This is a genomic window from Streptomyces sp. CNQ085 (assembly GCF_022614595.1).
In the GTDB taxonomy this organism is placed as follows: Bacteria; Actinomycetota; Actinomycetes; order Streptomycetales; family Streptomycetaceae; genus Streptomyces.
The window spans coordinates 19,634-42,407 of sequence record NZ_JAJFAU010000023.1; the positions used below are offsets into that span (position 1 = coordinate 19,634).

Below are 22,774 nucleotides of genomic sequence, written 5' to 3' on the forward strand. Positions count from 1 at the left end.
ACTTCTGCACGTCCCGACGCCTCCCCCTCCGCGGTGCCCGACCCCCACACGACTTCACGGCGGTGCCATGCAGTTCAGCAAGTTCCGCAGCGGTGTGCCCCGAACGGCCCGGCCGCCCGGGCGGTTCCCGGGTCTCCGTCAGCTGCTGTTCGCACACTCGCTGAGCCAGGCCGGATTCGTGGTGCTGAACCTCGCGATGCCACTGCTCGCGGCGACCAGCCTGCGGGCCACGCCCTTTCAGGTGAGTCTGGTGTCCGCCTCGCAGACGGTCGCCTTCCTCCTGATCGGACTGCCCGTCGGCGTCTGGGTCGACCGGATGCGCAAGCGTCCGACCATGATCGTGGCCGACCTCGTCCGGGCCGCGGTGCTCACCGCGGTGCCCGTCCTGTGGATGCTGGACGCGCTCACCGTCACCCATGTGTGCGCGGTCGCGTTCGTGGTGGGCCTCGCCACCGTCTTCTTCGATGTCGCGGATCAGAGCTACCTTCCCCATCTGGTCGGCTCCAAGGGGCTGGTGACGGCCAACTCGCGCCTGGTCGTCGTGGACCAGACGGCCGCGGTGGCCGGGCCCGGCGTCGCGGGCCTGATCGTGCAGGCCATCACGGCGCCGCTGGCCGTGGTGGTGTCGGCGTTCGCCTATGTGGGCTCGGCCCTCTGCGTGGCACGCATCGAGGACCGGCGGCCCGAGGCGGTCGACCGCGGGCCGCGTGAGCCCCTCGGCCGCTCGGTCCTGCGGGGCGTCCGGTATCTGTGGGACCACCCGGTACTCCGCTGGCTGGTGGCGTGTTCCACGACCATGACGTTCTGCTGGAGCATGGGCTACGGCATGCTCCTGGTCCTGCTGGCCCAGGACCTGGGAGTGTCCGCCGTCACCATCGGGCTCCTGTTCACGGCAGGGGGCGTGGGGGGCCTGTGCGCGACCATGCTGGTGCGGCCCATCGTCGAACGGCTCGGCGACGGACGTGCCGTCGTCCTGAGCGTGACCCTGACCGCCCCGTGCACCCTGCTGGCGGGGCTGGCGGAGTCCGGGGCACGGCTCGCGTTCGTGGTGTGCGCGCAGTTCGCCTTCGCGGCGGGGCTGGTCGTCTACAACGTCGCACAGGTGAGTTACCGCCAGCGAACGGTGCCCACGAACCTGCTGGGCCGGGTGAACGCGACGGTTCGCTTCTTCGCCTGGGGGGCACGCCCGCTGGGCATGCTCCTGGGAGGTGTCCTCGCGGAGTTCCACGGCGCCCGGTCCGCCGTCTGGGCGGGAGCCGTCGGGACGGCCCTCGCCTCCCTCTGGCTCCTCTGCTCCCCGCTGCGCGGCATGCGCGTGCTCGCGCGGCCCTCGTCCGACTCCGACTCCTCCGTCACCAAGGAAGTCCTGTGAACGACAACCTCGCCGAACCCTCCGTGCCGCCGAAGCTGGTGTGGATCACCACCCCCGACAACTACGACCCGCACCTGCAGGAGCGGCTGCGGCGCAAGGGCTCCGAGCGCGTCGACACGCTGCGCGCGGCGGGCTTCGACGTGCGCATCGCCCACTCCTGCGACATCGTCCCGGTCTGGAACGGCTCCCCGCGCCTGCTGTGGGAGAAGGAGGACCTGCTCGCCGAGTACGCGGGGTTCCTGGTCACCTCCTGGTCCTGGGATCCGGCCATCATCCGGCACATCGAGGCCATCACACGGACCATCAGGGCCTCCGACTGCGTCCTCCTCACCGACGGGACCCGGGATCCCGAAGTCCTCGGCCTCGACAAGCTGGCGATGTACCACCACGCGGCCGCGCAGGGCGTCCCCGTGCCGCCCACCGTCTCGGTTCCCTTCGGACGCTACGCCCGGCGTGCTCTGGAGGCCGTGCGCACGGAGCTGCCGGCCGGGCCGTACGTGGTGAAGCCGCGCTCCATGGCCATGGGTTTCGGAGTGCTCAAGGCCGACACCTCCCAGCACCTCTCCTCCACGATCGACCTGCTGACGCCCGGCGGGCTGGGCTGCCTGATCCAGCCCCACGTGCCCAACGACGGCGACGTGCGGGTCTACGTGCACGAGGGCAAGGTGATCGCCGCACTGCTGCGCGAGCCGGCCGGGAAGTCGTACCTGGCCAACGTGAGCCGGGGCGGAAGCGGTTCCGGCTACGAGCCACCGGCCGACGTGGTCGAGTCGAGTGAGCGGCTGGCCCGGAGTCTGGAATCGGACTACCTGTGCGTGGACTGGCTGCTCACCGGGGACGGCCACGTGTTCAACGAGTGGATGACCGTCTCGGCCGCCTACGAGGACCTGCCCGAACCGGACCGGCGGCGTGTCGCGGACGCCCTGGTTCAGTACATACGCGGTCGTCTCGACGAGGGGGCGCGCCGTCCGCTGTGACGCGCGGAGCGCCGCTCCCGGCGCTGCTCGGCAGCCGCCCCGGGCCGGGGCGGAAACGGCGGGGGCGTCGCCTCCCGCTCGCCTCGGAAGCCGAGCGGAAGGCGACGGCCCGGGGCACAGGTCCGTCACCTCACCACGCGAAGGCCTCGGGAGACGGTCCGGGACCGGGGAAGATCTCGTCCAGCGAGGCCAGCAGCTCCTCGCCCAGCTCCAGCTCCACCGCGCGCAGCGCCGAGTCGAGCTGCTCACGCGTGCGCGGGCCGATGATCGGGCCGGTGACGCCGGGCTGGGCCAGGTGCCAGGCCAGGGCCACCTCGCCGGGCTCCAGACCGTGCTTGTCCAGCAGGTCCTCGTACGCCTGGACCTGGTCGCGCAGTCCGGGGTTGTTCGCCAGCGCCCGCGACGAACGCCGCTCGGGGTTCTCCCGCTCCTTGCGGAGCACGCCGCCCAGCAGCCCCCCGCCCAGCGGGGACCACGGGATGACGCCGAGTCCGTAGCCGCGCGCCGCCGGGATGACCTCCATCTCGGCGCGGCGCTCGACGAGGCTGTACTTGCACTGCTCGCTGACCAGACCGAGGCGGCCGGTGCGGGCGGCGGCCTCGTTGGCCCGGGCGATGTGCCAGCCGGCGAAGTTGGACGACCCGACGTACAGGATCTTGCCCTGCTGGACCAGGACGTCCATCGCCTGCCAGATCTCCTCCCACGGCGTGTTCCGGTCGACGTGGTGGAACTGGTACAGATCGATGTGGTCGGTGCGCAGCCGCTTCAGGCTGGCGTCGACGGCGCGGCGGATGTTCACCGCGGAGAGCTTGTCGTGGTTGGGCCAGACGTCGCCGTTCGTGGCCGCCATGTTGCCGTAGACCTTGGTGGCGAGGACCACCTTGTCGCGGCGGTCGCCGCCCTTGGCGAACCAGTTGCCGATAATCTCCTCGGTGCGGCCCTTGCTCTCGCCCCAGCCGTAGACGTTGGCCGTGTCGAAGAAGTTGACGCCCGCGTCGAGCGCGGCGTCCATGATGTCGTGGCCGGCGGGTTCGTCTGTCTGCGGACCGAAGTTCATCGTGCCGAGAACCAGGCGGCTGACCTTGAGTCCGGTGCGTCCGAGCTGCGTGTACCTCATGAGTCACAAGCCAACTGCCTCGAGCCCGCTTCGGGCAAGCGCGAAACGGCTCGCGCCGGCCTCCGGCCCCGCGTCTCACCGTCCGGCCGCCGGTCACCGCGGGCCGTCAGGCCCCGTGCGGTCCTGTGGGCCCGCTCCGCCACCGGGCCGGAACCCGGTGGCGGAGCGAACCGACCCGGTGGCTCAGTCCCCGGTGTTCGTCGCCCACACCGGGGCGCCGTTGCCGTCGTAGACGACGACATTGCCGTCGTCCTGGACCGCGAGGGTCTCGCCCCGGCTCCAGGTGTTGGAGTGCCACAGCGGCCTGCCGCTGATGTCGTAGAGCACGAAGTTGCCGTCCTCCTGGAAGACGGCGCAGTTGCCGTTGGGCCAGGCGTTCGGCGCCTGCCACACCGGGCGGCCGTCCTTGTACAGAACGAAGTTGCCGTCCTCCTGCACCCGCAGCACGGCCCTTCCGTTGCCCGAGGTCAGTGCCTGGTTCCTGCAGAACTCCGTGCCCTTGCCGAAGTGTGCGTCGGCCATCGTCCCGGACTCGCCGGGCACCTGAGCCGTCCGCGACTGCTGCTGCGCGGCGGGTGCGGGGGCCGCGACGGCGGCGGTGGTTCCGCCGACCATCAGCGTGGCCGCTGTGAAGGCGATGGCCAGACGGCTGAAGCTCTTACTCACGAAAACCTCCTCGGTACGGTCAGCACTTCGGAGTGAAGCGCCCGAGAACCAAACTTCCCAGGAGCCGGAGAGCAGAATCCGCCGCCCTTTTCAGGAGAAAAGAACAAGACATCGGAAAATTTTCAGGAGAAATGTTTTCCCTCGGTCGACACCGCGAGAAAAGTCACTCCACCCCCGAGAATAATGGCGGATTATCGCCCGACGAGAAAGATTTAAATCATTTTATCGCAATCTTCTGAGGCCCCACCCTTAAGAGTTCTCCTATTTTCCGATCTGCCGACGAAATCGGGGACAGCCCGGGAGCACACCGGGAAGACACCGGCGGGAAGACACCGGCGGGAAGGGGCCCGGCCCGTGGTGTCCGGCGGGCGACGGCCGACCGCAGGGCGCGGGAGAACGTTCCGCCGGACATCCCCGATGTCGCGGCCGCCACGGTCCCGTCGGCACTCTCCGCTTCTCTCCTCCTCGCCGTGGCCGGGCACGCACCGCCGGAAGGCCCCGCAGGGCGCTCGCCTGTCCCGGGGAGGAAACCGGCGGCGGGCCCGGCGCGGCCCGCTCAGCCGATGAGGGCCGCCAGCATCACCACGACGAGCATGAGCACCAGGGCCCCGCTGACGATGCGGGTACGGGTCTTCGGGTCCACGCCCCAACGGTAGCCCGCCCGGCCGGCGGCCCGTCGGCGGGTTGCCGGCCGGATGCCGGCAGCTCGTCAGCGGCCCAGCGACCAGGCCGCCGACGTCTCGTAGCGGGGGTGCTCCCCCGGCGTCCCGGAGCGGGGCAGCCGGCTGCGTACGAGGGCCAGCTCCTCGGCCCTCCAGAGGCTTCCCTCGAAGCTCTCCAGGGCCGACGCCAGGGGACGCAGGCCGGGACCCGGTCCGCGGCGGCCGGCGCGGGCCAGGGTCAGATGCGGCTTGTAGGGGCGGTCATCGGTCGGCACCCCGGCCCGGTCGATGCCCGCCGTGACAGAGGCGGCCAGCCGCCGCAACGGCTCGCGGCCGTCGTCCACCCCGGCCCACAGCACCCGGTCGCCGAACCGGCCGCCCCCGGCCAGCCGCACCTCGAAGGGGTGGTGGCGGTGGGCGGCGCGCTCCAGGCGCTCGCACAGCGCGGGCAGGAGGTGGTCGTCCACCTCGCCCAGGAAGGCGAGCGTGAAGTGCCAGCCCTCGGGGAGGGCCCAGCGCAGCCGGTCCGCGCCGGGCAGCCCCCGCAGCCGCTCCACCTCCTCGCCGAGTTCCGCGACGGCGGCGGGCGGCGGCAGCACGGCGGTGAAAAGCCTCATGGGGAGAGTCTCACGCGAGCGGGCCCCTCACGCGAGCACGTCCCTGCGGTGGTTCCGCTCCTCGCCCGGCGCGGAGGCCGGGGCGCTGGGGGGCGCGGTGGCCGGGGCGGCGGCGGGGACGGTCCGGCGCGGGGAGACCGGGGTGCGGTCCTGCGGGGCCGGGCCGTCCCCGGCTATGCCCTCCGGCCCCTCCGTGCCCGCCGCTCCGGCCGCCCGTACGCCCCGCGCCACCGGGACGAGCGTCAGGCCCCGGCGTCCACGGCGCAGGCCCACCCTCGGCCGCAGCCCGCCGATCCGGGCCAGCACCAGGGCGGTGGCGACGGCGGCCGCGGCCGAGACCAGGCCGCCGGCCAGGAAGCCGACGCGGGCGCCGTGGGTGTCGGTGATCCAGCCCATCAGCGGAGCGCCGAACGGGGTGCCGCCCATGAACACCATCATGTACAGGCTCATCACCCGGCCGCGCATCGCCGGATCGGAGGCGAGCTGGACGGTGGAGTTGGCTGTGACGTTGAAGGTCAGGCCCACCGCGCCGATGGGCGCCATCAGCAGGGCGAAGACCCAGAACGACGGGGAGAGAGCCGCGGTCATCTCCAGCACGCCGAAGAGCAGCGCGGCGCCGACCATCACCCGCATCCGGCTCACGCCGCGCCGGGCGGCCAGCAGCGCGCCGGCGACCGAGCCGACGGCGATCAGGCTGTTGAGCAGGCCGTAGGTGCCCGCGCCCTCGTCGAAGACCTTGTCGGTGAAGGCGGTGAGCCAGATGGGGAAGTTGTAGGCGAAGGTGCCGACGAAGCCGACGAGCGTGATCGGCCAGATCAGCTCCGGCCGGCTCGCGACGTACCGCAGGCCCTCGCGGAGCTGGCCCCTGGCGCGCGGGGCGCGGTCGATGACGTGCAGCTCGGCGGTGCGCATCATCAGCAGACCGGTGATCGGCGCGATGAACGACAGCCCGTTGAGCAGGAACGCCCAGCCGCTTCCCACGGCCGTGATCAGCACACCGGCGACGGCCGGGCCGACCAGGCGGGCGGACTGGAAGTTGGCGCCGTTGAGGGAGACGGCGTTGGTGAGCTGCTCGGGGCCGACCATCTCCGAGACGAAGGTCTGCCGGGCGGGGTTGTCCACGACCGTCGCCAGTCCCAGGACGAGGGCGAGGGCGTAGACGTGCCAGACGTGGACGTGCCCGCTGAGGGTCAGCGCGGCGAGCGCGAGCCCGGTCAGGCCCATCGCCGTCTGGGTGATCAGCAGCAGCCTGCGTTTGGGGTAGCGGTCGGCGATGACGCCGCCGTACAGCCCCAGCAGCATCATGGGGAGGAACTGCAGCGCCGTGGTGATGCCGACGGCCGTCGCGGATCCGGTGAGGCTGAGGACCAGCCAGTCCTGGGCGATGCGCTGCATCCAGGTGCCGGTGTTGGAGACGAGCTGCCCCGCGGCGAACAGCCGGTAGTTGCGGATGCGCAGTGAGCTGAACGTCGAGGGCTTCGCGTTCTTCGCCGGCTTCCCGTTCCTCGCGGGCTTCGTGCTCTCCGCGCTGTCGGCGGGCTCCCCGGCCTCGGCGGGGTCGTTCGGGTTCTCGTCGGGTGCGGGTGCGGGTGCGGAGTGTGCTCCGGGTCCCGGACTCAATCGGTTTCGCCTCCTCGTGGCACTGCTCCTTACAGTTGCGCGAGCTTCTCCAGGACGGGGGCCGCCGCGCGCAGCCGCGCCCATTCGTCCTCGTCGAGCCGTCCGGCGAGTTCGGCGAGCCAGGCGTCGCGCTTGGTGCGGCTCGCGGCGAACATCGCCTCGGCCTGCTCGGTCTGGGTGACCACCTTCTGGCGGCGGTCGTCCCTGTGCGGTTCCAGCCGGACGAGTCCCTTGGCCTCCAGCATCGCCACGATGCGGGTCATCGACGGCGGCTGCACGTGTTCCTTACGCGCCAGCTCGCCGGGCGTGGCGGAGCCGCAGCGCGCGAGGGTGCCCAGGACCGACATCTCGGCCGGGCTCAGCGACTCGTCGACGCGCTGGTGCTTGAGGCGGCGCGCCAGGCGCATCGTGGCGGAGCGGAGGGCGCTGACGGCTTCGGCGTCCTCGCCCTGGGTCAGATCCGGCATATTCATTAGCCTAACTCATTACTTCTCCTAAGGAGCGGTTCACAAGGGTGCGGAGGACGTGTCCTTGCTCACCCGTACGGGTGAGCCGGCAAGGAAAGCCGACGCGCTCCTCCGCCTGCCCTGCCACCGCGTCCCCGTGGAGACCGCGGAGACCGCGGGGACGGGGGCTCTGAGCCCGCGGGTGGACGGTGCGCCGCTCGAACGGCTCCGCCGCCGTGCCGCGGAACGCGGAGCGGGCGTCCGGGACCGCATGGTCCCGGACGCCCGTCCGTGTCGGCTTCGACGAGCGCCCCACCCCGTCCGCGGACGGGACGGAACGCCTCCGCGCGGGCGGAGCCCCGGTCCCGTCACCCGATCCCGAGCACCTGCTGGATCGGGTCCAGCAGGAAGTAGACCAGGAAGCAGGCGCCGACGGCGTTCAGCAGCCACGGGATCTCGCGGAAGCGCCCGGTGGCGGTGCGCAGCAGGATGTAGGAGAGCACGCCGATGCCGATGCCGTTGGTGATGCTGTAGGTGAACGGCATGGAGATCAGCGTCAGGAACGCCGGGACGGCGACGGTCTGGTCGCTCCAGTCGATCTCCCGCACGTTCGAGGCCATGATCAGGAAGCCGACCACGACCAGCGCCGGGGTCGCCGCGTGCGAGGGCACCACGGTGGCCAGCGGCGTGAAGACCAGGGCCAGCAGGAACAGCGCACCGGTCATGATGTTCGCCAGGCCGGTACGGGCCCCCTCGCCGACACCGGCGGTGGACTCCACGAAGCAGGTGTTGGCCGAGCAGGAGCCGAAGCCGCCGCCCGCCACCGCGACGCCGTCCGTCATCAGGATGCGGCCCATGCCGGGCAGCCGGCCCTGCTCGTCGGTCAGCCTCGCCTCGTGGCCGACGCCGATGATGGTGCCCATCGCGTCGAAGAAGCCGGACAGCAGCACGGTGAAGACGAACAGCGAGCCGGTCAGCACACCGACCTCCGCGAAGCCGCCGAAGAGGCTGACCTCACCGATCAGGCCGAAGTCCGGGGTGCTCACGATACTCCCGGGCATGTCCGGCACGGCCAGGCCCCAGGCAGCGTCGGGCACGTCGGCGACCACGTTGATCACCACGGCGACCACGGTCATCACGACGATGCTGATCAGGATCGCGCCCTTGGTCCTCCTGGTGACCAGGACGAAGGTCAGGGCCAGGCCGAGGACGAAGACGAGCACCGGCCAGCCGGCCAGGTGGCCGCCCTGCCCGAGGCCGAGCGGCACGGTGGTGTGCGCGGAGTCGGGGTTGCGGGTGACGAATCCGGAGTCCACCAGGCCGATGAGGGTGATGAACAGGCCGATGCCGATCGCGATGGCCCGGCGCAGCCCGCCGGGGATGGCGTCCATGACGCGTTCGCGCAGTCCGGAGGCGACCAGCAGCATCAGCACCAGCCCGGCCAGGACCACCATGCCCATGGCGTCGGGCCAGCTCATCCGCGGTGCGAGCTGGAGGGAGACCACGGCGTTGATGCCGAGCCCGGCGGCCAGCGCGATGGGCACGTTGCCGATGACGCCCATCAGGATGGTGGTGAGACCGGCCATCAGCGCGGTGGCGGTGACGAGCTGGGCGTTGTCGAGCTGCTGGCCGAACTTGTCCGTGCCCGCGCCCAGGATGATCGGGTTCAGCACGATGATGTAGGCCATCGCGAAGAAGGTGGCGAGTCCGCCGCGCAGTTCGCGGCCCACGCTCGAGCCCCGCTCGGAGATCCTGAAGAAGCGGTCGAGGCCGCCCCCGGGCGCCCGGGTCCCGGTTTCACTGCCGGGGGTGCCGGGGGTGTCTGGCGTGGCCGGGGTGTCGGTGGCCGGAGTGGGCATGCGTGACCTTCACTGGGCGGTTCGGGGACGGTTTCGGAGGTTCCTCCAACAGGAACCAGCCAATCCAGGATGCTTTCAGTATGAACGCACCACTGTGGAAAAGGCCATTCGCGGGCGGGGGCATTCCCCGGGCACGGCCGTGACGCTTCCCACACGCCGTCCCCCGCACCGCCGCCACCCGGACGCCGCTCCCGGGCCGACCCCGTTCCCCCTCCTCGTTACGCTGGTGCGGAACGCCGCGGCACGGGCGGGCGACGGGGTGACGGGAAACGAGAGGGCCAGGCCATGGGCTGGAGCAGGTGGACGAGCGGCGAGCGTGAGGCACCCGAACCCCTGGAGGGCAACGTCGTCGCCACCGTCGTGGGCGGCACGGTCATCTGGTTCACGCTCTTCCTGGTCCAGCTCCCCTTCTACGGCTGGTTCGACGAACACGACCGCACCTGGTGGCTGTGGACGTGTCTGGCCGGCGGCGTCCTGGGCCTCTACGGCATCTGGTTCGTCCGCCGTCGCGAGGCGGCGCTGCGCCGCGAACGCCTCGTACGGGAGACCGGGGCGGACTCCGGACCCGGCACGGAATCCGGCGCAGGCGCAGGCCCCGCCCCGGAGGGCCCCGCCCCCGCCGAGTGACCCTCGGCCGGGTGCTCCTCCACCTCGGCGGAAGCCGTACAGCTTTCCCTGACTTCTCCCTCATCACGTCTGCATCCGTGCCACGGACCGCGCGCGAAGGCGCGTTCGCCTCGTAGCGCCTGGGGCATGACGGAACGTACTGAGGCAGTACGGGGCGAGCGGGGTGAACCCCGGCTTATGCGGCACTGGCTTGTCGATCTCGTTGGCCAGGCCCCCGGAGGTGTCGCGAGCACCTGTCGGGGGCCGTTGCTTGTACGGGACGCGACACCGCATCGCCACGCCGAAGCGTGGCGCTCCGGTCACCAAAAGTCGACTCGCCTGTTCACGGCCTCACTCGCGGAGGGAGGGCGGGTGGGTCCGCGACCCACCCGTTCCACCCGTTCCACCCGTTCCAATGAGAGAGCGCTCGAATCCCGCATTCCGGAACCCGAGATCCGGTAGGAGTGAGGGCATGACCTCCACCAGTGACGAGCCCGCCGGGCTGCCGTTCCCGATGCCGCAGGCCGAGTACCTGGCCACCCTGCCCAAGGCCACCGTCTATGCCTGCGTGTACTTCACCGACGAGCGCGGGTGGCCGGTGCAGCTGCGTTCGGTGTACGGCAGACGGGTGTGGCAGCTCCCGGGCGGCAACATGGATCCGGGCGAGGACCCGTTCCAGGCGGCGGTGCGGGAGACGTACGAGGAGACCGGGCTGCGGATCGAGGGCCCGCGCCCGCTGATGCTGGCGCACTACATCCGCTCCGACCCGGCCGAGGCCCCGCTGGCGAAGGTCGGCTTCTGCTTCGACGGCGGCACGCTCGGCCACGAGGAGATCGCCTCCATCCGGCTGGACCCGGAGGAGCACGACCGCTGGGCGGTGGAGGACTGGCCCGTCTGGGAGCGGCTGATGACGCCCGAGGGCTACCGGCGGCTGGCCGCCCTCGCCGATGCCCGCCGCACCGGCCGCGCGGCCCTGCTGGTGGACGACCCGATCCTCGGGGGGCGTGCGTGACGGTCCCGTCCGGGCCGGCGGCCCGAGTGACGGCGTGACGGCTTGACGGCGTGACGGCGTCGGCCGCCGGGGGTCAGTCGAACCAGCGGTCGCGGGCCAGTTCGGCGACCCGGGAGGGGTCCTCCAGCAGGGCGGCGGCCTCGAAGCGGCGCGGCCACTGGCCTGCCGCCCAGGCCAGGCCCGCCGCGACGCCCTCGACGGTGGCGGCGTGGAGGGTGCCGTCGGGGGTGAGCCGCCAGTCCAGCTCCACGCCGGCGAGGACGAGTTCGTCGTGCTCGACGTAAGTGGCCGGGGCGCCGGGGAGCAGGACGCGTACCGCGTCGGGTACCTCTCCCACCTCGCCCGCTCCGGCCCCGGGGGCGGGCAGACCCGCGCCGACGGCCTCGCTCAGGCGGCGGACGTCGAGGACGGCGGCCAGGGACGCGGACAGGGCCGGGCGTACCGGCAGCAGCGGGCGGCCGGTGGCCAGGGGCAGCAGGTCGGGGGCGTCGGCGACCAGCGCGTCGGCGGCGTCCACCAGGTGTACCCCGCCGTCGGTCACGGCGCGCAGTTCGTCCGGCAGCGTGACCTCGTCCGGGTCCAGCTCCGCCAGCAGGCTGTACAGGCCGTGGAGCTGGGCGGGGGTGACGGGCAGGCCGGGGTCGGCGAGGCGGCCCAGGAGTTCGGAGGCGCCGCCGGGTTCGTCCAGCAGGGCGGCGGCGGAGGTGCGGATGCCCAGGGCGCGCAGCACCTGCTCGTCCAGGCCCGAGGTGGCGGCGGGCGCCTCCTCGTACAGGCCCGCCAGCAGCGGGTCGCCGCCGGCCGCGCGCAGTCCGGCGGGGCGGCGGCCGTCCAGGACGGGGTGGTCGCGCAGCCACCAGGCGGTGTAGGGGCGGACGGTCCGCACCGTGCCGTCCGGCAGCAGGACGCGCACCGGGGTGGTGAGCGCGTCACGGAGCGGGGGGCGGGAGAGCATACGCAGGGCCTGCGGCCAGTGGTCGTCGTCGACGAGGTCCAGGTCGCGTACGGCGATCAGTTCGGAGACCACCGGCGGGACGGCCGTTTCGGGCAGGGTGTCGAGGACCTCCTCGCACCACACGTCGACGGCGTCCAGCAGGCCCGCGTCGTCGGGTTCGGGGAAGTCGGTGTCACGGGGCTCGAGTTCGTCCGGGTCCAGGACGACGTCGGTGGCGCGCACCAGAGTGAAGTCGGCGAGCACGCCGACCGCGGCGAGGGTCTCCTCGCCCCACCGCTCGGCCAGTTCGGCGTCGCAGGCGGGCAGTTCGCCCTCGCGGACGACGCGCTCGAAGGCGCTGCCGGGGAAGACGAGTTCGGCGGCCGGGGCGAGTTCGCCGTCCTCGTCGGGGAGGGCGAGGGCGCCCAGCCAGGGCTCGTCGCCGGGTGAGAGGCGTGCGTCGCGGACGAGGGCGAGGACGGTGTCGGCCAGTTCCTCGGCGTCCGGGGGACCGCCGTCCTCGTCCTCGTCGCCGTACCAGCTCTCCTCGGCCTCCAGCGAGGCGGCGACGGCCGCCCGTACCTGCGGGGTGGTGAGCACCGCGCGGGGTGTGGCAGGGGTGGCGCCCAGCCTCTCCAGCAGGGGGTGGGCGGCATCGGGGTGGGCGACCTTCAGGCCGAGGCGGGTCAGCGAGCCGGCGCCCGTGGTGTCGGGCAGGGGCAGCAGCACTCGGCGCGGTCCGATGGTGGTGCGGCCGTCGGCGAGGGGGACGGGCAGGCCGGTGAGCCGGTCGGGGTCGGTGCCGGCGAGGGCGTCGTACAGCCTGCGCCACCAGGACGGTTCCCGTTCCACGCCGGCCAGCCGGTCGATCAGCTCGCCCAGCGGCGCCCGGGGGACGCCGAGGGTGCGCAGTCCGGTGCGGCGTTCCAGTCCGGCGGGCAGCAGGGCGGGGAACAGCTCGGCCAGGACGGCGACCGTCTCGGCCCCGGCGCCCTCGGCGATCTCGGCGTCGGCGGGGCGCAGTGCGTGGGGCTCGCCGCCTTCGTCGGTGGCGGCGCTCGCCAGGAAGGGGGTGCGCCGCAGGCGCTCCAGGACCAGGCGGCGCAGTTCCCCGTCGAGCTCGGCCCTGCCCAGCGGGCCGGGTACGAGGCCGGTGGTGGCGGTGGCGACCGGCCGCCAGTCGCGCAGCAGGGTGGAGTAGGCGTCGGCGGCGCGCTCCAGCAGGAAGTCGGCCAGCGGTCCGGGGGCGATGCGGCGGCGGGAGGGATCCAGCGGGAAGGAGGCGATGAGCAGGGCGGGCAGGCCGACCGGCTCGTCGGTGGGGGTGGGGGCGTGGACGACGGGCACGGTGCGGAGGGGGGCGGGGGCGCCGTCGGCGTCGACGGGGACGGCCCAGGTGACCGACCAGTACGGCCGCCGCCGCTCCTCGACGGGGCGGTCGGCGAGCAGAGCGGGGTCGGTGCGTCCGGCGTCGGCGGCCACGCGCCAGCGGGTGGCGCCCTCACCCCCGGCACCGGCCGTGCCGCTGTCCTCGACCACGACGTAGGCGCCGTCCTGGCGGCGGGTGAGCGTACGCACCCCGCCGTCGGTCTCGGTCACGACCTCGGTCAGGCCGGGGAGGGTGAGCAGCAGGGCGTCGTCGACCGCGGTGAGCAGCCGGACGGCCAGTTCCTCGGCGGCGCCGTCGCGCAGCGGCAGCACGACGGCCGTGTCGTAGCCCTGGGGTGCGGTGCCCTGGGCGGGCATCGGCAGGCGCAGCAGGGGGACGTGGCCCTCGCGGCGGCGCAGCTCGTCGGCGAGGCCGGGGTTGCGGGCGGCGGCCTCGGCGGCCGTCTCGCGGGCCTCGGCCAGCGACCAGCGGGCCCCGCCGGTACGGCAGACGATCGCGGGTTCGTCGCTGACGGCCAGGACGGCGGCGAAGCCGACGCCGAAGCGGCCGACGGGGCCCGCCTGAGGACCGTCCCCCGTCTCCTCGTCGCGTTTGGCGGAGGCGCGCAGGGTGGACAGGGACTCCACGCCGGCCGCGTCCAGGGGTGCTCCGGTGTTGGCGGCCACCAGCACCTTGCCTCGCAGGGTGAGCCGCAGCCGTCCGGGGACGCCCGCGCGGGCGGCGGCGTCGGCGGCGTTCTGCGCCAGCTCGACCACCAGCCGGTCGCGGTAGCCGCCCAGGGCCAGGTCCTCCTCCGCGTTGGCGTCCTCGCGGAAGCGCGCGGGGGAGGCCGTCCAGGCGTCGAGTACGCCGCGGCGCAGCCGGGCGGTGTCGAAGGGGTCCGCTCCGTCGTCCGTGCCCTGTACCAGCACCGTGCCGCTCACGTGTCCGTCTCCTCCGCCACGTCCAGTCACGGGACGAGCCCGATTGCCTGTCTGCGGGCGACGGTACTGCGTCCGGCGCGCCCGGCGCGCGCCGGGCCGCCCGTGGCGCGGGTCGGCCGCCCGCCCGTGACCAGAGAAGGGGCGATTCCGGACATTAGGGTATACAGGGAGGAAAGGGGATCGCGTCTCGGTCCACGGTCCCGTCCGGCGGGAGCGTGGCGGACAGGAGGGCCCGATGAGTACGAGGGTCACGACCGCTGTACGGGCTTCTGGCGGCAGCCCGGGTCCCGGGGCGGGTGCGTGATGCGCAGCCGTTTCGAGCCCGACCGGCGGCTCACCGGGCGCATGGTGCTCACGATGTTCCTGCTGGGGCTGCTGTACGTGGGATTCGTCGCCGCGCTGATCGTGCTGCTGGACTCCCTCGTGCTGGTCGTCGTCATCGCCGCCGTCCTGCTGGGCGCGCAGTTCTGGTTCTCCGACCGGATCGCCCTGTACGCCATGCGCGGCCGCCTGGTCACCCCGGAGGAGGAGCCGCGGCTGCACGGGGTGGTCGACCGGCTGTGCGCCACCGCGGACATGCCGAAGCCGCGGGTCGCCGTCTCCAGCATGGACCTGCCCAACGCGTTCGCCACCGGGCGCGACGCCGACCACGCCGTGGTCTGCGTGACCACCGGGCTGACGCGGCGCCTGGAGACCGAGGAGCTGGAGGGCGTACTCGCCCACGAGCTGTCCCATGTCGCCCACCGCGACGTGGCGGTGATCACCATCGCCTCGTTCCTGGGGGTGCTGGCCGGGCTGGTCGTCCGCTTCGCCTTCTACTCCCAGCTGTTCGGCGGAGGCCGCCGCGACCAGAACACCGCCGCCGTGTTCGCGATGGTCATGCTGGTCTCCGCGGTCGTGTACGCCCTCAGCTTCCTGCTCATCCGGGCACTGTCGCGCTACCGCGAACTGGCCGCGGACCGCGCGGCGGCCATGCTCACCGGGAAGCCCTCCGCCCTGGCCTCGGCGCTGACCAAGGTCAGCGGGGACATCGCCCGGATCCCCACCCGGGACCTGCGCACGGCTCAGGCGTTCAACGCGTTCTTCTTCACCCCCGCCCTGGGGGCCGGCAGCGCGGTGGCCGGGCTGTTCTCCACCCACCCCAGCCTGGAGAGCCGTCTGGAGGCACTGGCGGAGATCTCCGAGCGGCTGGGCGGCGAGGCACCCTGAGGACCGGATCCGGGAAGGAGTCGCCGTGGGTCTGCTGGACATCCTGTTCGGCCGGAGCGAACCGGCCCGACCCGATCTCGACCGGCTCTTCGGCCTGCCCTCGGCCGCGATCACACTCCAGGCCGCCGCGGGCCTGACCCCCACCGGGGCGGGCTCGGTGTGCTTCGCGAGCGTCGAGGGCGGCGCCTTCACCCGGATCCGGCAGGAGGTGGAGGCTCTGCTGGGCGCGGACTCCGGGCGCGGGAGCGGGACGGTGGAGTTCAGTGAGGACGGCTACGGGTACTCCTGGCTGCTCTCACGCCGCGCCCCCGAGGAAGTGCCCTCCCTGGTCAACGACCTGCACGCGGTGAACACCACGCTGCAGGGCAGCGGTTTCGGCCCGCAGCTGCTGTGCTCGCTGGTCGCCTTCCGCGCTCCCGACCGGCACCCCCTGGCGCTGGTCTACCTCTACAAGCGCGGCACCTTCTACCCCTTCGCCCCGCTGCCCGGCCAGAAGCGCGACAACCCGCTGGAGCTCCAGGTCAGGGCGGCTCTCCAGGACGACCTGAACATCGAGCCGGAGCTGGGCCGCTGGTTCCCGCTCTGGGGCGCCCCGGGTCTGTGAGCCTACGACGACGGCCGGAGCCACCCCCGGCCCGGTTCGTGTACGGCCCGGATATCACCTAGCTCACGTGGAAAGCCCGGCCCGCGACCTGAGCCGGCGGGACGCCGGCCGGGTGAGGGGGGTGTCGTTCCAGCGGGTGTCGCAGTCGCTCGGTTCGGCATCCGCGGCCCACCGGACGAGCCGGAGGGAGAGCCCGCACCGGACTCCGGGTCCAGCGCTGACCGGGCCCCGGCGGGGCCGGGACAATCAGCCTCGCGGCGGTCCGGAACCCGCTACGCCTCCGGGTCGCCCGCGCCGCCGTCCAGGGGCATCTCGTCCACCCGCGTCTCGTCGATCACCGGCGCCGGCGGGCGCGGTGTCTTCGGCATGACGGCCGCCTCCGAGTGGCCGCCGCAGCCGAAGGCGAGGGAGACCACACGGCCGTCGGCGGGGGAGAACTCGTTGGCGCACACCCCGAAGGCCTGGCGCAGCGAGCCCGCCATCGGCACCAGGAAACCACAGCTCACGCAGGAGGCGGGGGCTGCCTGCGCCACGGGCGTCCGGGGGCCGAACTCCTCCTCCCAGCGGTCCGCGGCCTCGTGCAGGCCCTGGCGGGACAGGACCCGGGGGCGGCCCATTCCGATCTCCTCGGCGACCGCCGCGATGCTGCCGCGCGCCGGGGCGCCGGGGAGTTCGCCGGGCTCGCTGGTGACGACGTCGGCGTCCTCGGCCTCGGCCGGGCCCTCGGCGCCGGCGTCCTCCCAGGCCGACCCCACGACCGCCGCGTGCGGGGAGGGTTCGCCGCCGCCGGTGTGGCCGGGCTCCAGGCGCGGGTCGTCGGCCTCGGTGGGCAGCAGGTCGCCGGGGCCGAGGTCGCCGGGGCGCAGGCGTTCGCTCCAGGGCACCCACTCGGGGGCGAGCAGCGCGTCGGGGCCGGGCAGCAGCACCGCCTCGTCGACGGTCACCGCCCGCGCCCGCGAGGCCCGCGCGACGGTGGCGGCCCAGCGCCAGCCGCGGTAGCCCGGCTCCAGGCACTCGAAGAAGTGCGTGACGACGCGGTCCCCGTCGGCGACGGCACCCAGATGGTCGCCGACCCGGCCGGGGAAAGCGGCCTCCCGAGCCGCCTCCCGAGCCAGTTCAACCGCCTCGGCGCACAGGCGATCAGGGGTACGGCCTCGCATCGCAGCACTCACAAGAATCGATTCTCTCCTACGCCGTTTCGCGAGTGCGCCTACCGTACGCCCAGGTCAGACAGGTGAGGACGGAGCGGACCGGGGGACCGCTGCGACGTCCGGACCCGAGCTTTCCCGCCGGGCGGAGCGCACCATCCCTCCACGCTACCCCACGCACGCGCACCACCGGCCGTCGCACCTTCGACCACAACGTTCAACCGAAGGAGCCGGGCTAGGCGACGGGCGGTGGGGCAGACTGACGACGTGGCTGCCTTGAGGACGCCCCAGCACGGCGAGGGGCGATTCCGACGTACGGCGCGGGCGATCGCCCGCGCCGTACACACGCCTCCCCGCGCGCTGGGCAGGCGCATCCGGAAGGCCACCCACGCCCAGGGGGCTGGCGAGTCCGGGCTGGGCAAGCTCATCGAACTGCACGCGGTGAACTCCGCGGGCGACATGATGATCACCGTCGCCCTGGCCTCCACGATCTTCTTCTCCGTGCCCACCGGCGAGGCGCGCGGGCGCGTCGCGCTCTACCTGGCCGTCACCCTCGCCCCCTTCGCCCTGCTGGCGCCGGTCATCGGGCCACTGCTGGACCGCGTCCCGCACGGGCGCCGCGCCGCGATGGCCGGGTCGATGCTGGGCCGGGCGCTGCTGGCGCTGAGCATGGCCGGGGCGGTGGCCACCGGCAGTCTGGAGCTGTATCCGGCGGCGCTGGGGGTGCTGGTGGCCTCCAAGGCGTACGGGGTGGTGAGATCGGCGGTCGTGCCCCGGCTGCTGCCGCACCGGATCTCGCTGGTGAAGGCGAACTCGCGGGTGACGCTCGCCGGGCTGCTGGCCACCGGGGCCGCGGCCCCGGTGGGAGCCGCGCTGCACAGCCTGGGGCCGTCCTGGCCGCTGTACGGGGCCTTCACCGTCTTCGTCATCGGCACGTTCCTGTCCTTCTCGCTGCCTCACAAGGTGGACTCGGCCAAGGGCGAACGGCGGGCCCTGCTGACCGCCTACGAGGCCGCGCACAGCCAGGACGCCGTCGGCGGTGGCACCGACAACGGCGGAGACGCGACCGGGAACGCGACCGGCGACGCCGCTGGGAAGGGCGGCGGTGGCGACGGAGGTGGCGGCAAGGACGGGAGTGGGAACGGGAACGGCGGCGGCAAACCCCGGCGGCCCGGTCTGCGCACCGTCGGCACCTCCGTGTTCAACGCCCTGCTCGCCAACTCCTCCCTGCGCGCCCTGTCCGGCTTCCTCACCTTCTTCCTCGCCTTCATGCTGCGCGAGCACCCCCTGGCCGGCCTGGACCCCGTGGTCTCGCTGGGGGTGGTGGCCGTGGCGGCGGGCGGCGGCAACGCGCTGGGCACGGCGCTGGGCGCCTGGCTGCGCGACCGCGTGCCGGAGGCGATCATCGCGTCGGTGCTGGCGCTGGCCCTGGCCGCCACCGCGGTGGCGGCGGTGTTCTACGGCACGGTCACCGTGCCCGTCGTCGCGGCCGTCGCCGGGCTGGCGCAGGCGCTGGGCAAGCTGTCGCTGGACGCGCTGATCCAGCGGGACGTGCCGGAGCTGGTGCGCACCTCCGCCTTCGCCCGCTCCGAGACCCTGATGCAGATGTCGTGGGTGGCCGGCGGCGCCGTCGGGATCGCGCTGCCGCTGATCGGGCCGGTCGGCATGGGGGTGGCCGGGGTGATCGTGGCGGTGGGCGCGCTCGCCACCGTCAGGCCCCTGTTGTCGGCCGCACGGCACGGCACGCCCCACCCGCGCGTCGTCTGAGTGGAACCGCCGGGTAGCCTGCCTGCTATGACCCACACGATCTCCCGGGGCAAGGGCAGCCGCACCATCCGCACTGCCGTAGCCATCGGTGCGGCCTCCCTCGGGCTCGTCGCCCTCTCCGCCTGCGGAGAGAAGCCGACTCCCCGAGCGACCGTGACCGTCGGTTCCGACAGCGTGTCCACGGAAGCCGCCTGCTACGAGGACAACGGCAAGATCTCGCAGGAGCGGGTGCTCTCCTGCGCCGAGGAGGACACCGACACCTCCATCAGCGTCGACCAGGGCGACCTGCTGCGCATCGGCGTGGACCCCGAGATCGCCGAGGACGGCTGGGTGCTGTTCCTCAACGGCCAGCCCGCGGTCACGGACCGGATCACCAAGACCTACCGCAGCTTCTCCGGTGACGCCTTCTTCCAGAACGGCGGCGAGCAGGGCGGCGAGGCGCGGTCGGTGCATCTGAGCATCGTCGAGTACGACGGCGGCGACTACCGGGGCGTGTGGAACTTCGAACTCGAGCGGGAGAGCGAGGGCTGAGCACCGCACCGGCCCGCCGTCCCGCCGCGTCCGCCGTACGGACCGCGCCGGTCCTGGTCGTCACGGCCGTGCCCGCCGAGCGTGACGCGGTGGCGGTCGCCTGCGCGCCCGCGGGCATCGACGTGCTGGTCGCGGGCGCCGGACCCGCCGCTGCGGCGGCCCGTACCGCCGCGGCGCTGGAGCGGGGTTCGGCGCGGGGACGCCCGTACGGCCTGGTGGTCTCGGCGGGCGTCGGCGGCGGCTTCGCCCCGTCCGCTCCGGTCGGCTCGGTGGCCGTCGCCTCCGAGATCGTCGCCGCGGACCTGGGCGCCGAGACCCCGGCCGGACCCGAGCCCTTCGCCTCGGTGGCCGAGCTGGGCTTCGGCACCACCGCCCGTCTGCCGCCCGAGGCGCTGTCGCGGGCCGTCGCCGAGGCGGCTGGCGCGGCGCTGGGCCCGGTGCTGACGGTCTCCACGGCCACCGGCACCGCCGAGCGGGCCGCGCTGCTGGCCCGCCGGCACCCGGGCGCGCTGGCCGAGGCGATGGAGGGCTTCGGGGTCGCGGAGGCCGCGGCGGCCTGCGGCGGGGTACCCGTACTGGAGGTTCGCGCCGTCTCCAACGCGGTGGGCCCGCGCGACCGCGCAGCCTGGCGGTTCGCGGAGGCGCTGGACGCCCTGACCGCGGCCTTCGGCGAAATCGTTCCCGTACTCGACGGTTGGAGGGACCTTGACCGGCGCCAGGACTGAGCCGCCGCTGCGGATCGCCCACTCCCCCTGTCCCAACGACACCTTCGTCTTCCACGCCTGGTCGCACGGCCTGGTGCCGGGCGCGCCGGAGCTGGAGGTGACGTTCGCGGACATCGACGTCACCAACGGCATGGCCGAGCGCGGCGAGCTGGACGTGCTGAAGGTCTCCTACGCCGTTCTGCCGTGGGTGCTGGAGGAGTACGCGCTGCTGCCGTGCGGCGGCGCGCTGGGACGCGGCTGCGGTCCGCTGGTGCTCACCCGCGGGCCGGGCACGGAAGCGGATCTGCGCGGCGCGACGGTCGCGGTGCCCGGAGAACGCTCGACGGCGTACCTGCTGTTCCGGCTGTGGGCGGCCGAGCGGGTGCCGGGCGGGGTCGGGGAGATCGCCGTGCTGCCCTTCCACGAGATCATGCCCGCCGTGCGCGCCGGCCGGGTGGATGCCGGGCTGGTCATCCACGAGGCCCGCTTCACCTACCAGGACTACGGTCTGCACCGGCTCGCCGACATGGGCGAGTACTGGGAGGGCACGACCGGGCTGCCGATCCCGCTGGGCGCGGTCGTCGCCAGACGCTCGCTGGGCGCGCCTGTGCTGCGGGGGCTCGCCGCGGCGGCCCGTGCCTCGGTGCGGATGGCCTGGGACGACCCCGCGGCCTCACGGCCCTACGTGCTGGAGCATGCCCAGGAGATGGACCCGTCTGTCGCGGACCGGCACATCGGGCTGTACGTAAACGAGTTCACCGCCGACCTCGGCGAGAGCGGATACGCGGCGGTGCGCGGGCTGCTCACGCGCGCCGCGGCCGAGGAACTGGTGCCGCCCCTGGGCCCCGGCGCGCTGGACTTCGTGTAGAGACGGGCCGGGCGCCCGGTCAGACGTCGAGCTGGTCGGCCACGACGCGGAGCATGTCCGCGATCTTGTGGCCGTGCTGGCGGTCGGGGTAGCGGCCCCGTTCCAGCTGCTGGGCGACCCCGTCCAGCAGGGTGGTGAGGTCCTGCACGATCGACGCCAGCTCGTCCGGCTTGCGGCGCTGGGCGGCGGCCACGGAGGGCGCCGGGTCCAGCAGGGTGACCGAGAGCGCCTGGTCGCCGCGCTGGCCCGCGACGACCCCGAACTCGACGCGCTGGCCGGGCCGCAGCGCGGTCACCCCGGACGGGAGCACCGACGAGTGCACGAAGACGTCGCCGCCGTCGTCGCGGGAGAGGAAACCGAAGCCCTTCTCACTGTTGAACCACTTGACCTTGCCGGTAGGCACGTCCGTCCTCGTCCTCGTCCTCGTAATTCGTCCGGATGACCGGGCTACGACCTGCTGGGAAAACCACGACCGTTTGAAAAAGGCAACGATTCCGCACAAGACCGCGGCGGGCCGAATGACCCGCCGTCACCAAGACTAATGATCCGCTCCCCGGTGACAAGGCGCCCCCCGGCCGCCTCCCCCATGTCCCGCGCATGTCTTCACACGGAACTACCCTGTCCTGGTGACCAGTGAAACGTCCCGCGCGGGAGATCTGCTCGTCCGTACCGGCGCCGTCGTCTTCGTCGTCGGCGCGGTGGCCACTCTCGCGACCATCACTCCCCTGTTCCTGGGCTCCGACCCGCTGCCCACGGCCGCGTACCTCATCAGCATGCTGATGGGCGTCGGCTTCGCCGTCGCCGGCGCGGGGGTGCTGCGGTCGATCGCCGTGCAGCGCCGCGAGGCGCGTTCGGCGGCCCGCCGTTAGCGCCTGAGCGGCCCGGGCCGCTCAGACCGCGCGGGCCGCGTACTCCTCCAGCCAGGCGGGGAAGGCCGTCAGGTCCTCCAGCACCACATCGGCCCCCGCCTCCCGCAGCTCCGCCGCGCCGCACGGTCCCGTCGGCACCGCCACCGACAGGGCCCCGGCCGCCCGCGCCCCCCGCACGTCGCCCAGGTGGTCCCCGACGTAGACGCCCGCGCCGTGCTCGACCAGCGCCTGTGCCTTGGCCTCCGCCCACAGCCAGCCGACCACCGCGTCCGGCGCGATGCCCAGGTGGTCGAGGTGGAGCTTGGCGTTGGGCTCGTGCTTCGCGGTGACCACGACCGCCGCGCCGCCCGCCCGCCGGACCGTCTCCACCGCCTCCCGGGCGCCGGGCATGGGCAGGGTCGGCTCGATGGCGTGGCTCATGTACAGCTCGCGGTAGCGGGCGCCGACCTCGTCGATCTCCTCCTCGGGAAACCAGTGCGCCAGCTCGGCCTCCAGCGGCGGCCCGAGGCGGGTGACGGCCAGATCGGCGTCGATGTACACGCCGGTCTCGGCGGCCAGGGCCAGATAGGTCGCCCGGATGCCGGGGCGTGAGTCGATCAGCGTCATGTCCAGGTCGAAGCCGACCGTCACAGCACGAGAAGCCATGCCCCACATTGTGCACTCCGCGGCATAGATGATTAGGCTCACCTAACCCGAGTCGGCCGGTTCTGTGGCTTCCGTGGCGCGGAGCCAGTCCTGTCCTGCCATGCCCTGCCCCTGTCAGCCCGCACACCCTTCGAGGTCGCAGATGCCCGCCGCCCCAGCACCCGCCGTGCCCGGCCGGCCGGCGGCCGGTCCGCGCCGCGCGCGTACGGCCCGCCGGCTGGGCGCGGT

At 73.3% G+C, this 22,774-nt stretch carries 21 protein-coding genes; 11 read left to right on the top strand and 10 right to left on the bottom strand.

Annotated features, from left to right (window positions below; translation table 11 throughout):
• The first annotated feature begins 67 nt into the window (after nt 1-67).
• Together LJ221_RS06860 and LJ221_RS23645 are read left to right on the top strand one after the other, a co-directional pair.
• Complete coding sequence (locus LJ221_RS06860) at nt 68-1,372, top strand: MFS transporter (protein ID WP_241714654.1); 1,305 nt, start codon at nt 68-70, stop codon at nt 1,370-1,372.
• On the top strand, nt 1,369-2,349 hold the full coding sequence (locus tag LJ221_RS23645) for a RimK family alpha-L-glutamate ligase (RefSeq protein ID WP_241714656.1): 981 nt from the start codon (nt 1,369-1,371) through the stop codon (nt 2,347-2,349). The genes LJ221_RS06860 and LJ221_RS23645 overlap by 4 nt, the downstream gene beginning before the upstream one ends.
• 130 nt (nt 2,350-2,479) lie before the next feature.
• On the opposite strand, the gene LJ221_RS06870 is transcribed toward LJ221_RS23645, so the two are convergent.
• From LJ221_RS06870 to LJ221_RS06895, 6 genes are all read right to left on the bottom strand, one after another.
• Nucleotides 2,480-3,466 carry an aldo/keto reductase gene (locus tag LJ221_RS06870; protein WP_241714657.1) on the bottom strand — a complete coding sequence of 329 codons (987 nt, stop codon included), beginning with the start codon at nt 3,464-3,466 and terminating at the stop codon, nt 2,480-2,482.
• Nucleotides 3,467-3,649: 183 nt separating this feature from the next.
• Nucleotides 3,650-4,132 (bottom strand): hypothetical protein, encoded by a 483-nt coding sequence (locus tag LJ221_RS06875; protein ID WP_241714659.1) that lies wholly within the window; start codon nt 4,130-4,132, stop codon nt 3,650-3,652.
• A 709-nt stretch (nt 4,133-4,841) separates the two neighbouring features.
• Nucleotides 4,842-5,411 carry an RNA 2',3'-cyclic phosphodiesterase gene (gene thpR / locus LJ221_RS06880; protein WP_241714661.1) on the bottom strand — a complete coding sequence of 190 codons (570 nt, stop codon included), beginning with the start codon at nt 5,409-5,411 and terminating at the stop codon, nt 4,842-4,844.
• A gap of 27 nt (nt 5,412-5,438) precedes the next feature.
• On the bottom strand, nt 5,439-7,031 hold the full coding sequence (locus LJ221_RS06885) for an MFS transporter (RefSeq protein WP_241714663.1): 1,593 nt from the start codon (nt 7,029-7,031) through the stop codon (nt 5,439-5,441).
• Nucleotides 7,032-7,060: 29 nt separating this feature from the next.
• Complete coding sequence (locus LJ221_RS06890) at nt 7,061-7,498, bottom strand: MarR family winged helix-turn-helix transcriptional regulator (RefSeq protein WP_241714666.1); 438 nt, start codon at nt 7,496-7,498, stop codon at nt 7,061-7,063.
• A 347-nt stretch (nt 7,499-7,845) separates the two neighbouring features.
• Nucleotides 7,846-9,336, bottom strand: coding sequence for an NCS2 family permease (locus LJ221_RS06895; protein ID WP_241714667.1), 1,491 nt, complete (start codon nt 9,334-9,336; stop codon nt 7,846-7,848).
• Nucleotides 9,337-9,621: 285 nt separating this feature from the next.
• Between LJ221_RS06895 and LJ221_RS06900 the strand changes: the two genes are divergently transcribed.
• Together LJ221_RS06900 and LJ221_RS06905 are read left to right on the top strand one after the other, a co-directional pair.
• The gene (locus tag LJ221_RS06900) at nt 9,622-9,963 is read left to right on the top strand and encodes a DUF2530 domain-containing protein (protein ID WP_241714669.1); all 342 of its coding nucleotides are present in this window, start codon (nt 9,622-9,624) and stop codon (nt 9,961-9,963) included.
• A gap of 451 nt (nt 9,964-10,414) precedes the next feature.
• On the top strand, nt 10,415-10,954 hold the full coding sequence (locus LJ221_RS06905) for an NUDIX domain-containing protein (RefSeq protein ID WP_241714672.1): 540 nt from the start codon (nt 10,415-10,417) through the stop codon (nt 10,952-10,954).
• Between the two features lie 73 nt (nt 10,955-11,027).
• On the opposite strand, the gene LJ221_RS06910 is transcribed toward LJ221_RS06905, so the two are convergent.
• Entirely contained in the window at nt 11,028-14,201 is a 3,174-nt protein-coding gene (locus LJ221_RS06910; protein WP_241714674.1) for a sacsin N-terminal ATP-binding-like domain-containing protein, read from the bottom strand.
• Between the two features lie 303 nt (nt 14,202-14,504).
• Here LJ221_RS06910 and htpX point away from each other — a divergent pair, with 303 nt between their 5' ends.
• Both htpX and LJ221_RS06920 read left to right on the top strand, forming a co-directional pair.
• Nucleotides 14,505-15,410 (top strand): zinc metalloprotease HtpX, encoded by a 906-nt coding sequence (htpX, locus tag LJ221_RS06915; protein ID WP_241714676.1) that lies wholly within the window; start codon nt 14,505-14,507, stop codon nt 15,408-15,410.
• Between the two features lie 25 nt (nt 15,411-15,435).
• Nucleotides 15,436-16,014: a hypothetical protein gene (locus tag LJ221_RS06920; protein ID WP_241714678.1), complete on the top strand. Its 579-nt coding sequence runs from the start codon at nt 15,436-15,438 to the stop codon at nt 16,012-16,014.
• A 272-nt stretch (nt 16,015-16,286) separates the two neighbouring features.
• On the opposite strand, the gene LJ221_RS06925 is transcribed toward LJ221_RS06920, so the two are convergent.
• Nucleotides 16,287-17,174, bottom strand: coding sequence for a DUF3027 domain-containing protein (locus tag LJ221_RS06925; protein WP_241714688.1), 888 nt, complete (start codon nt 17,172-17,174; stop codon nt 16,287-16,289).
• A gap of 255 nt (nt 17,175-17,429) precedes the next feature.
• Here LJ221_RS06925 and LJ221_RS06930 point away from each other — a divergent pair, with 255 nt between their 5' ends.
• From LJ221_RS06930 to LJ221_RS06945, 4 genes are read left to right on the top strand one after another with little or no spacing between them, the layout of a single operon-like run.
• On the top strand, nt 17,430-18,929 hold the full coding sequence (locus tag LJ221_RS06930) for an MFS transporter (RefSeq protein ID WP_374228395.1): 1,500 nt from the start codon (nt 17,430-17,432) through the stop codon (nt 18,927-18,929).
• Between the two features lie 27 nt (nt 18,930-18,956).
• Nucleotides 18,957-19,460, top strand: a complete 504-nt coding sequence (locus tag LJ221_RS06935) for a DUF2771 domain-containing protein (RefSeq protein WP_241714681.1) — start codon at nt 18,957-18,959, stop codon at nt 19,458-19,460.
• Nucleotides 19,457-20,185, top strand: coding sequence for a futalosine hydrolase (locus tag LJ221_RS06940; RefSeq protein ID WP_241714692.1), 729 nt, complete (start codon nt 19,457-19,459; stop codon nt 20,183-20,185). Before LJ221_RS06935 ends, LJ221_RS06940 begins: the two co-directional genes overlap by 4 nt.
• Nucleotides 20,166-21,032, top strand: a complete 867-nt coding sequence (locus LJ221_RS06945; protein WP_241714683.1) for a 1,4-dihydroxy-6-naphthoate synthase — start codon at nt 20,166-20,168, stop codon at nt 21,030-21,032. Before LJ221_RS06940 ends, LJ221_RS06945 begins: the two co-directional genes overlap by 20 nt.
• Before the next feature lie 19 nt (nt 21,033-21,051).
• Here the strand turns inward: LJ221_RS06945 and LJ221_RS23405 are convergent, their stop codons facing one another.
• Nucleotides 21,052-21,435: a cold-shock protein gene (locus LJ221_RS23405; RefSeq protein WP_308314733.1), complete on the bottom strand. Its 384-nt coding sequence runs from the start codon at nt 21,433-21,435 to the stop codon at nt 21,052-21,054.
• A 223-nt stretch (nt 21,436-21,658) separates the two neighbouring features.
• On the opposite strand from LJ221_RS23405, the gene LJ221_RS06955 reads away from it, so the two are divergent.
• Nucleotides 21,659-21,901, top strand: a complete 243-nt coding sequence (locus tag LJ221_RS06955) for a hypothetical protein (protein WP_241714684.1) — start codon at nt 21,659-21,661, stop codon at nt 21,899-21,901.
• Nucleotides 21,902-21,922: 21 nt separating this feature from the next.
• On the opposite strand, the gene LJ221_RS06960 is transcribed toward LJ221_RS06955, so the two are convergent.
• Nucleotides 21,923-22,546, bottom strand: coding sequence for an HAD family hydrolase (locus LJ221_RS06960; protein WP_241714686.1), 624 nt, complete (start codon nt 22,544-22,546; stop codon nt 21,923-21,925).
• Nucleotides 22,547-22,774: the final 228 nt, after the last annotated feature.

Bases quoted from the DNA above. Each gene is read 5' to 3' on its own strand.
- LJ221_RS06860 (WP_241714654.1), top strand. From the start codon at position 68: ATGCAGTTCAGCAAGTTCCGCAGCGGTGTGCCCCGAACGGCCCGGCCG.
- LJ221_RS06870 (WP_241714657.1), bottom strand. From the start codon at position 3,466: ATGAGGTACACGCAGCTCGGACGCACCGGACTCAAGGTCAGCCGCCTG.
- thpR (WP_241714661.1), bottom strand. From the start codon at position 5,411: ATGAGGCTTTTCACCGCCGTGCTGCCGCCGCCCGCCGCCGTCGCGGAA.
- LJ221_RS06890 (WP_241714666.1), bottom strand. From the start codon at position 7,498: ATGCCGGATCTGACCCAGGGCGAGGACGCCGAAGCCGTCAGCGCCCTC.
- LJ221_RS06895 (WP_241714667.1), bottom strand. From the start codon at position 9,336: ATGCCCACTCCGGCCACCGACACCCCGGCCACGCCAGACACCCCCGGC.
- LJ221_RS06900 (WP_241714669.1), top strand. From the start codon at position 9,622: ATGGGCTGGAGCAGGTGGACGAGCGGCGAGCGTGAGGCACCCGAACCC.
- LJ221_RS06905 (WP_241714672.1), top strand. From the start codon at position 10,415: ATGACCTCCACCAGTGACGAGCCCGCCGGGCTGCCGTTCCCGATGCCG.
- htpX (WP_241714676.1), top strand. From the start codon at position 14,505: ATGCGCAGCCGTTTCGAGCCCGACCGGCGGCTCACCGGGCGCATGGTG.
- LJ221_RS06925 (WP_241714688.1), bottom strand. From the start codon at position 17,174: ATGCGAGGCCGTACCCCTGATCGCCTGTGCGCCGAGGCGGTTGAACTG.
- LJ221_RS06935 (WP_241714681.1), top strand. From the start codon at position 18,957: ATGACCCACACGATCTCCCGGGGCAAGGGCAGCCGCACCATCCGCACT.
- LJ221_RS06960 (WP_241714686.1), bottom strand. From the start codon at position 22,546: ATGGCTTCTCGTGCTGTGACGGTCGGCTTCGACCTGGACATGACGCTG.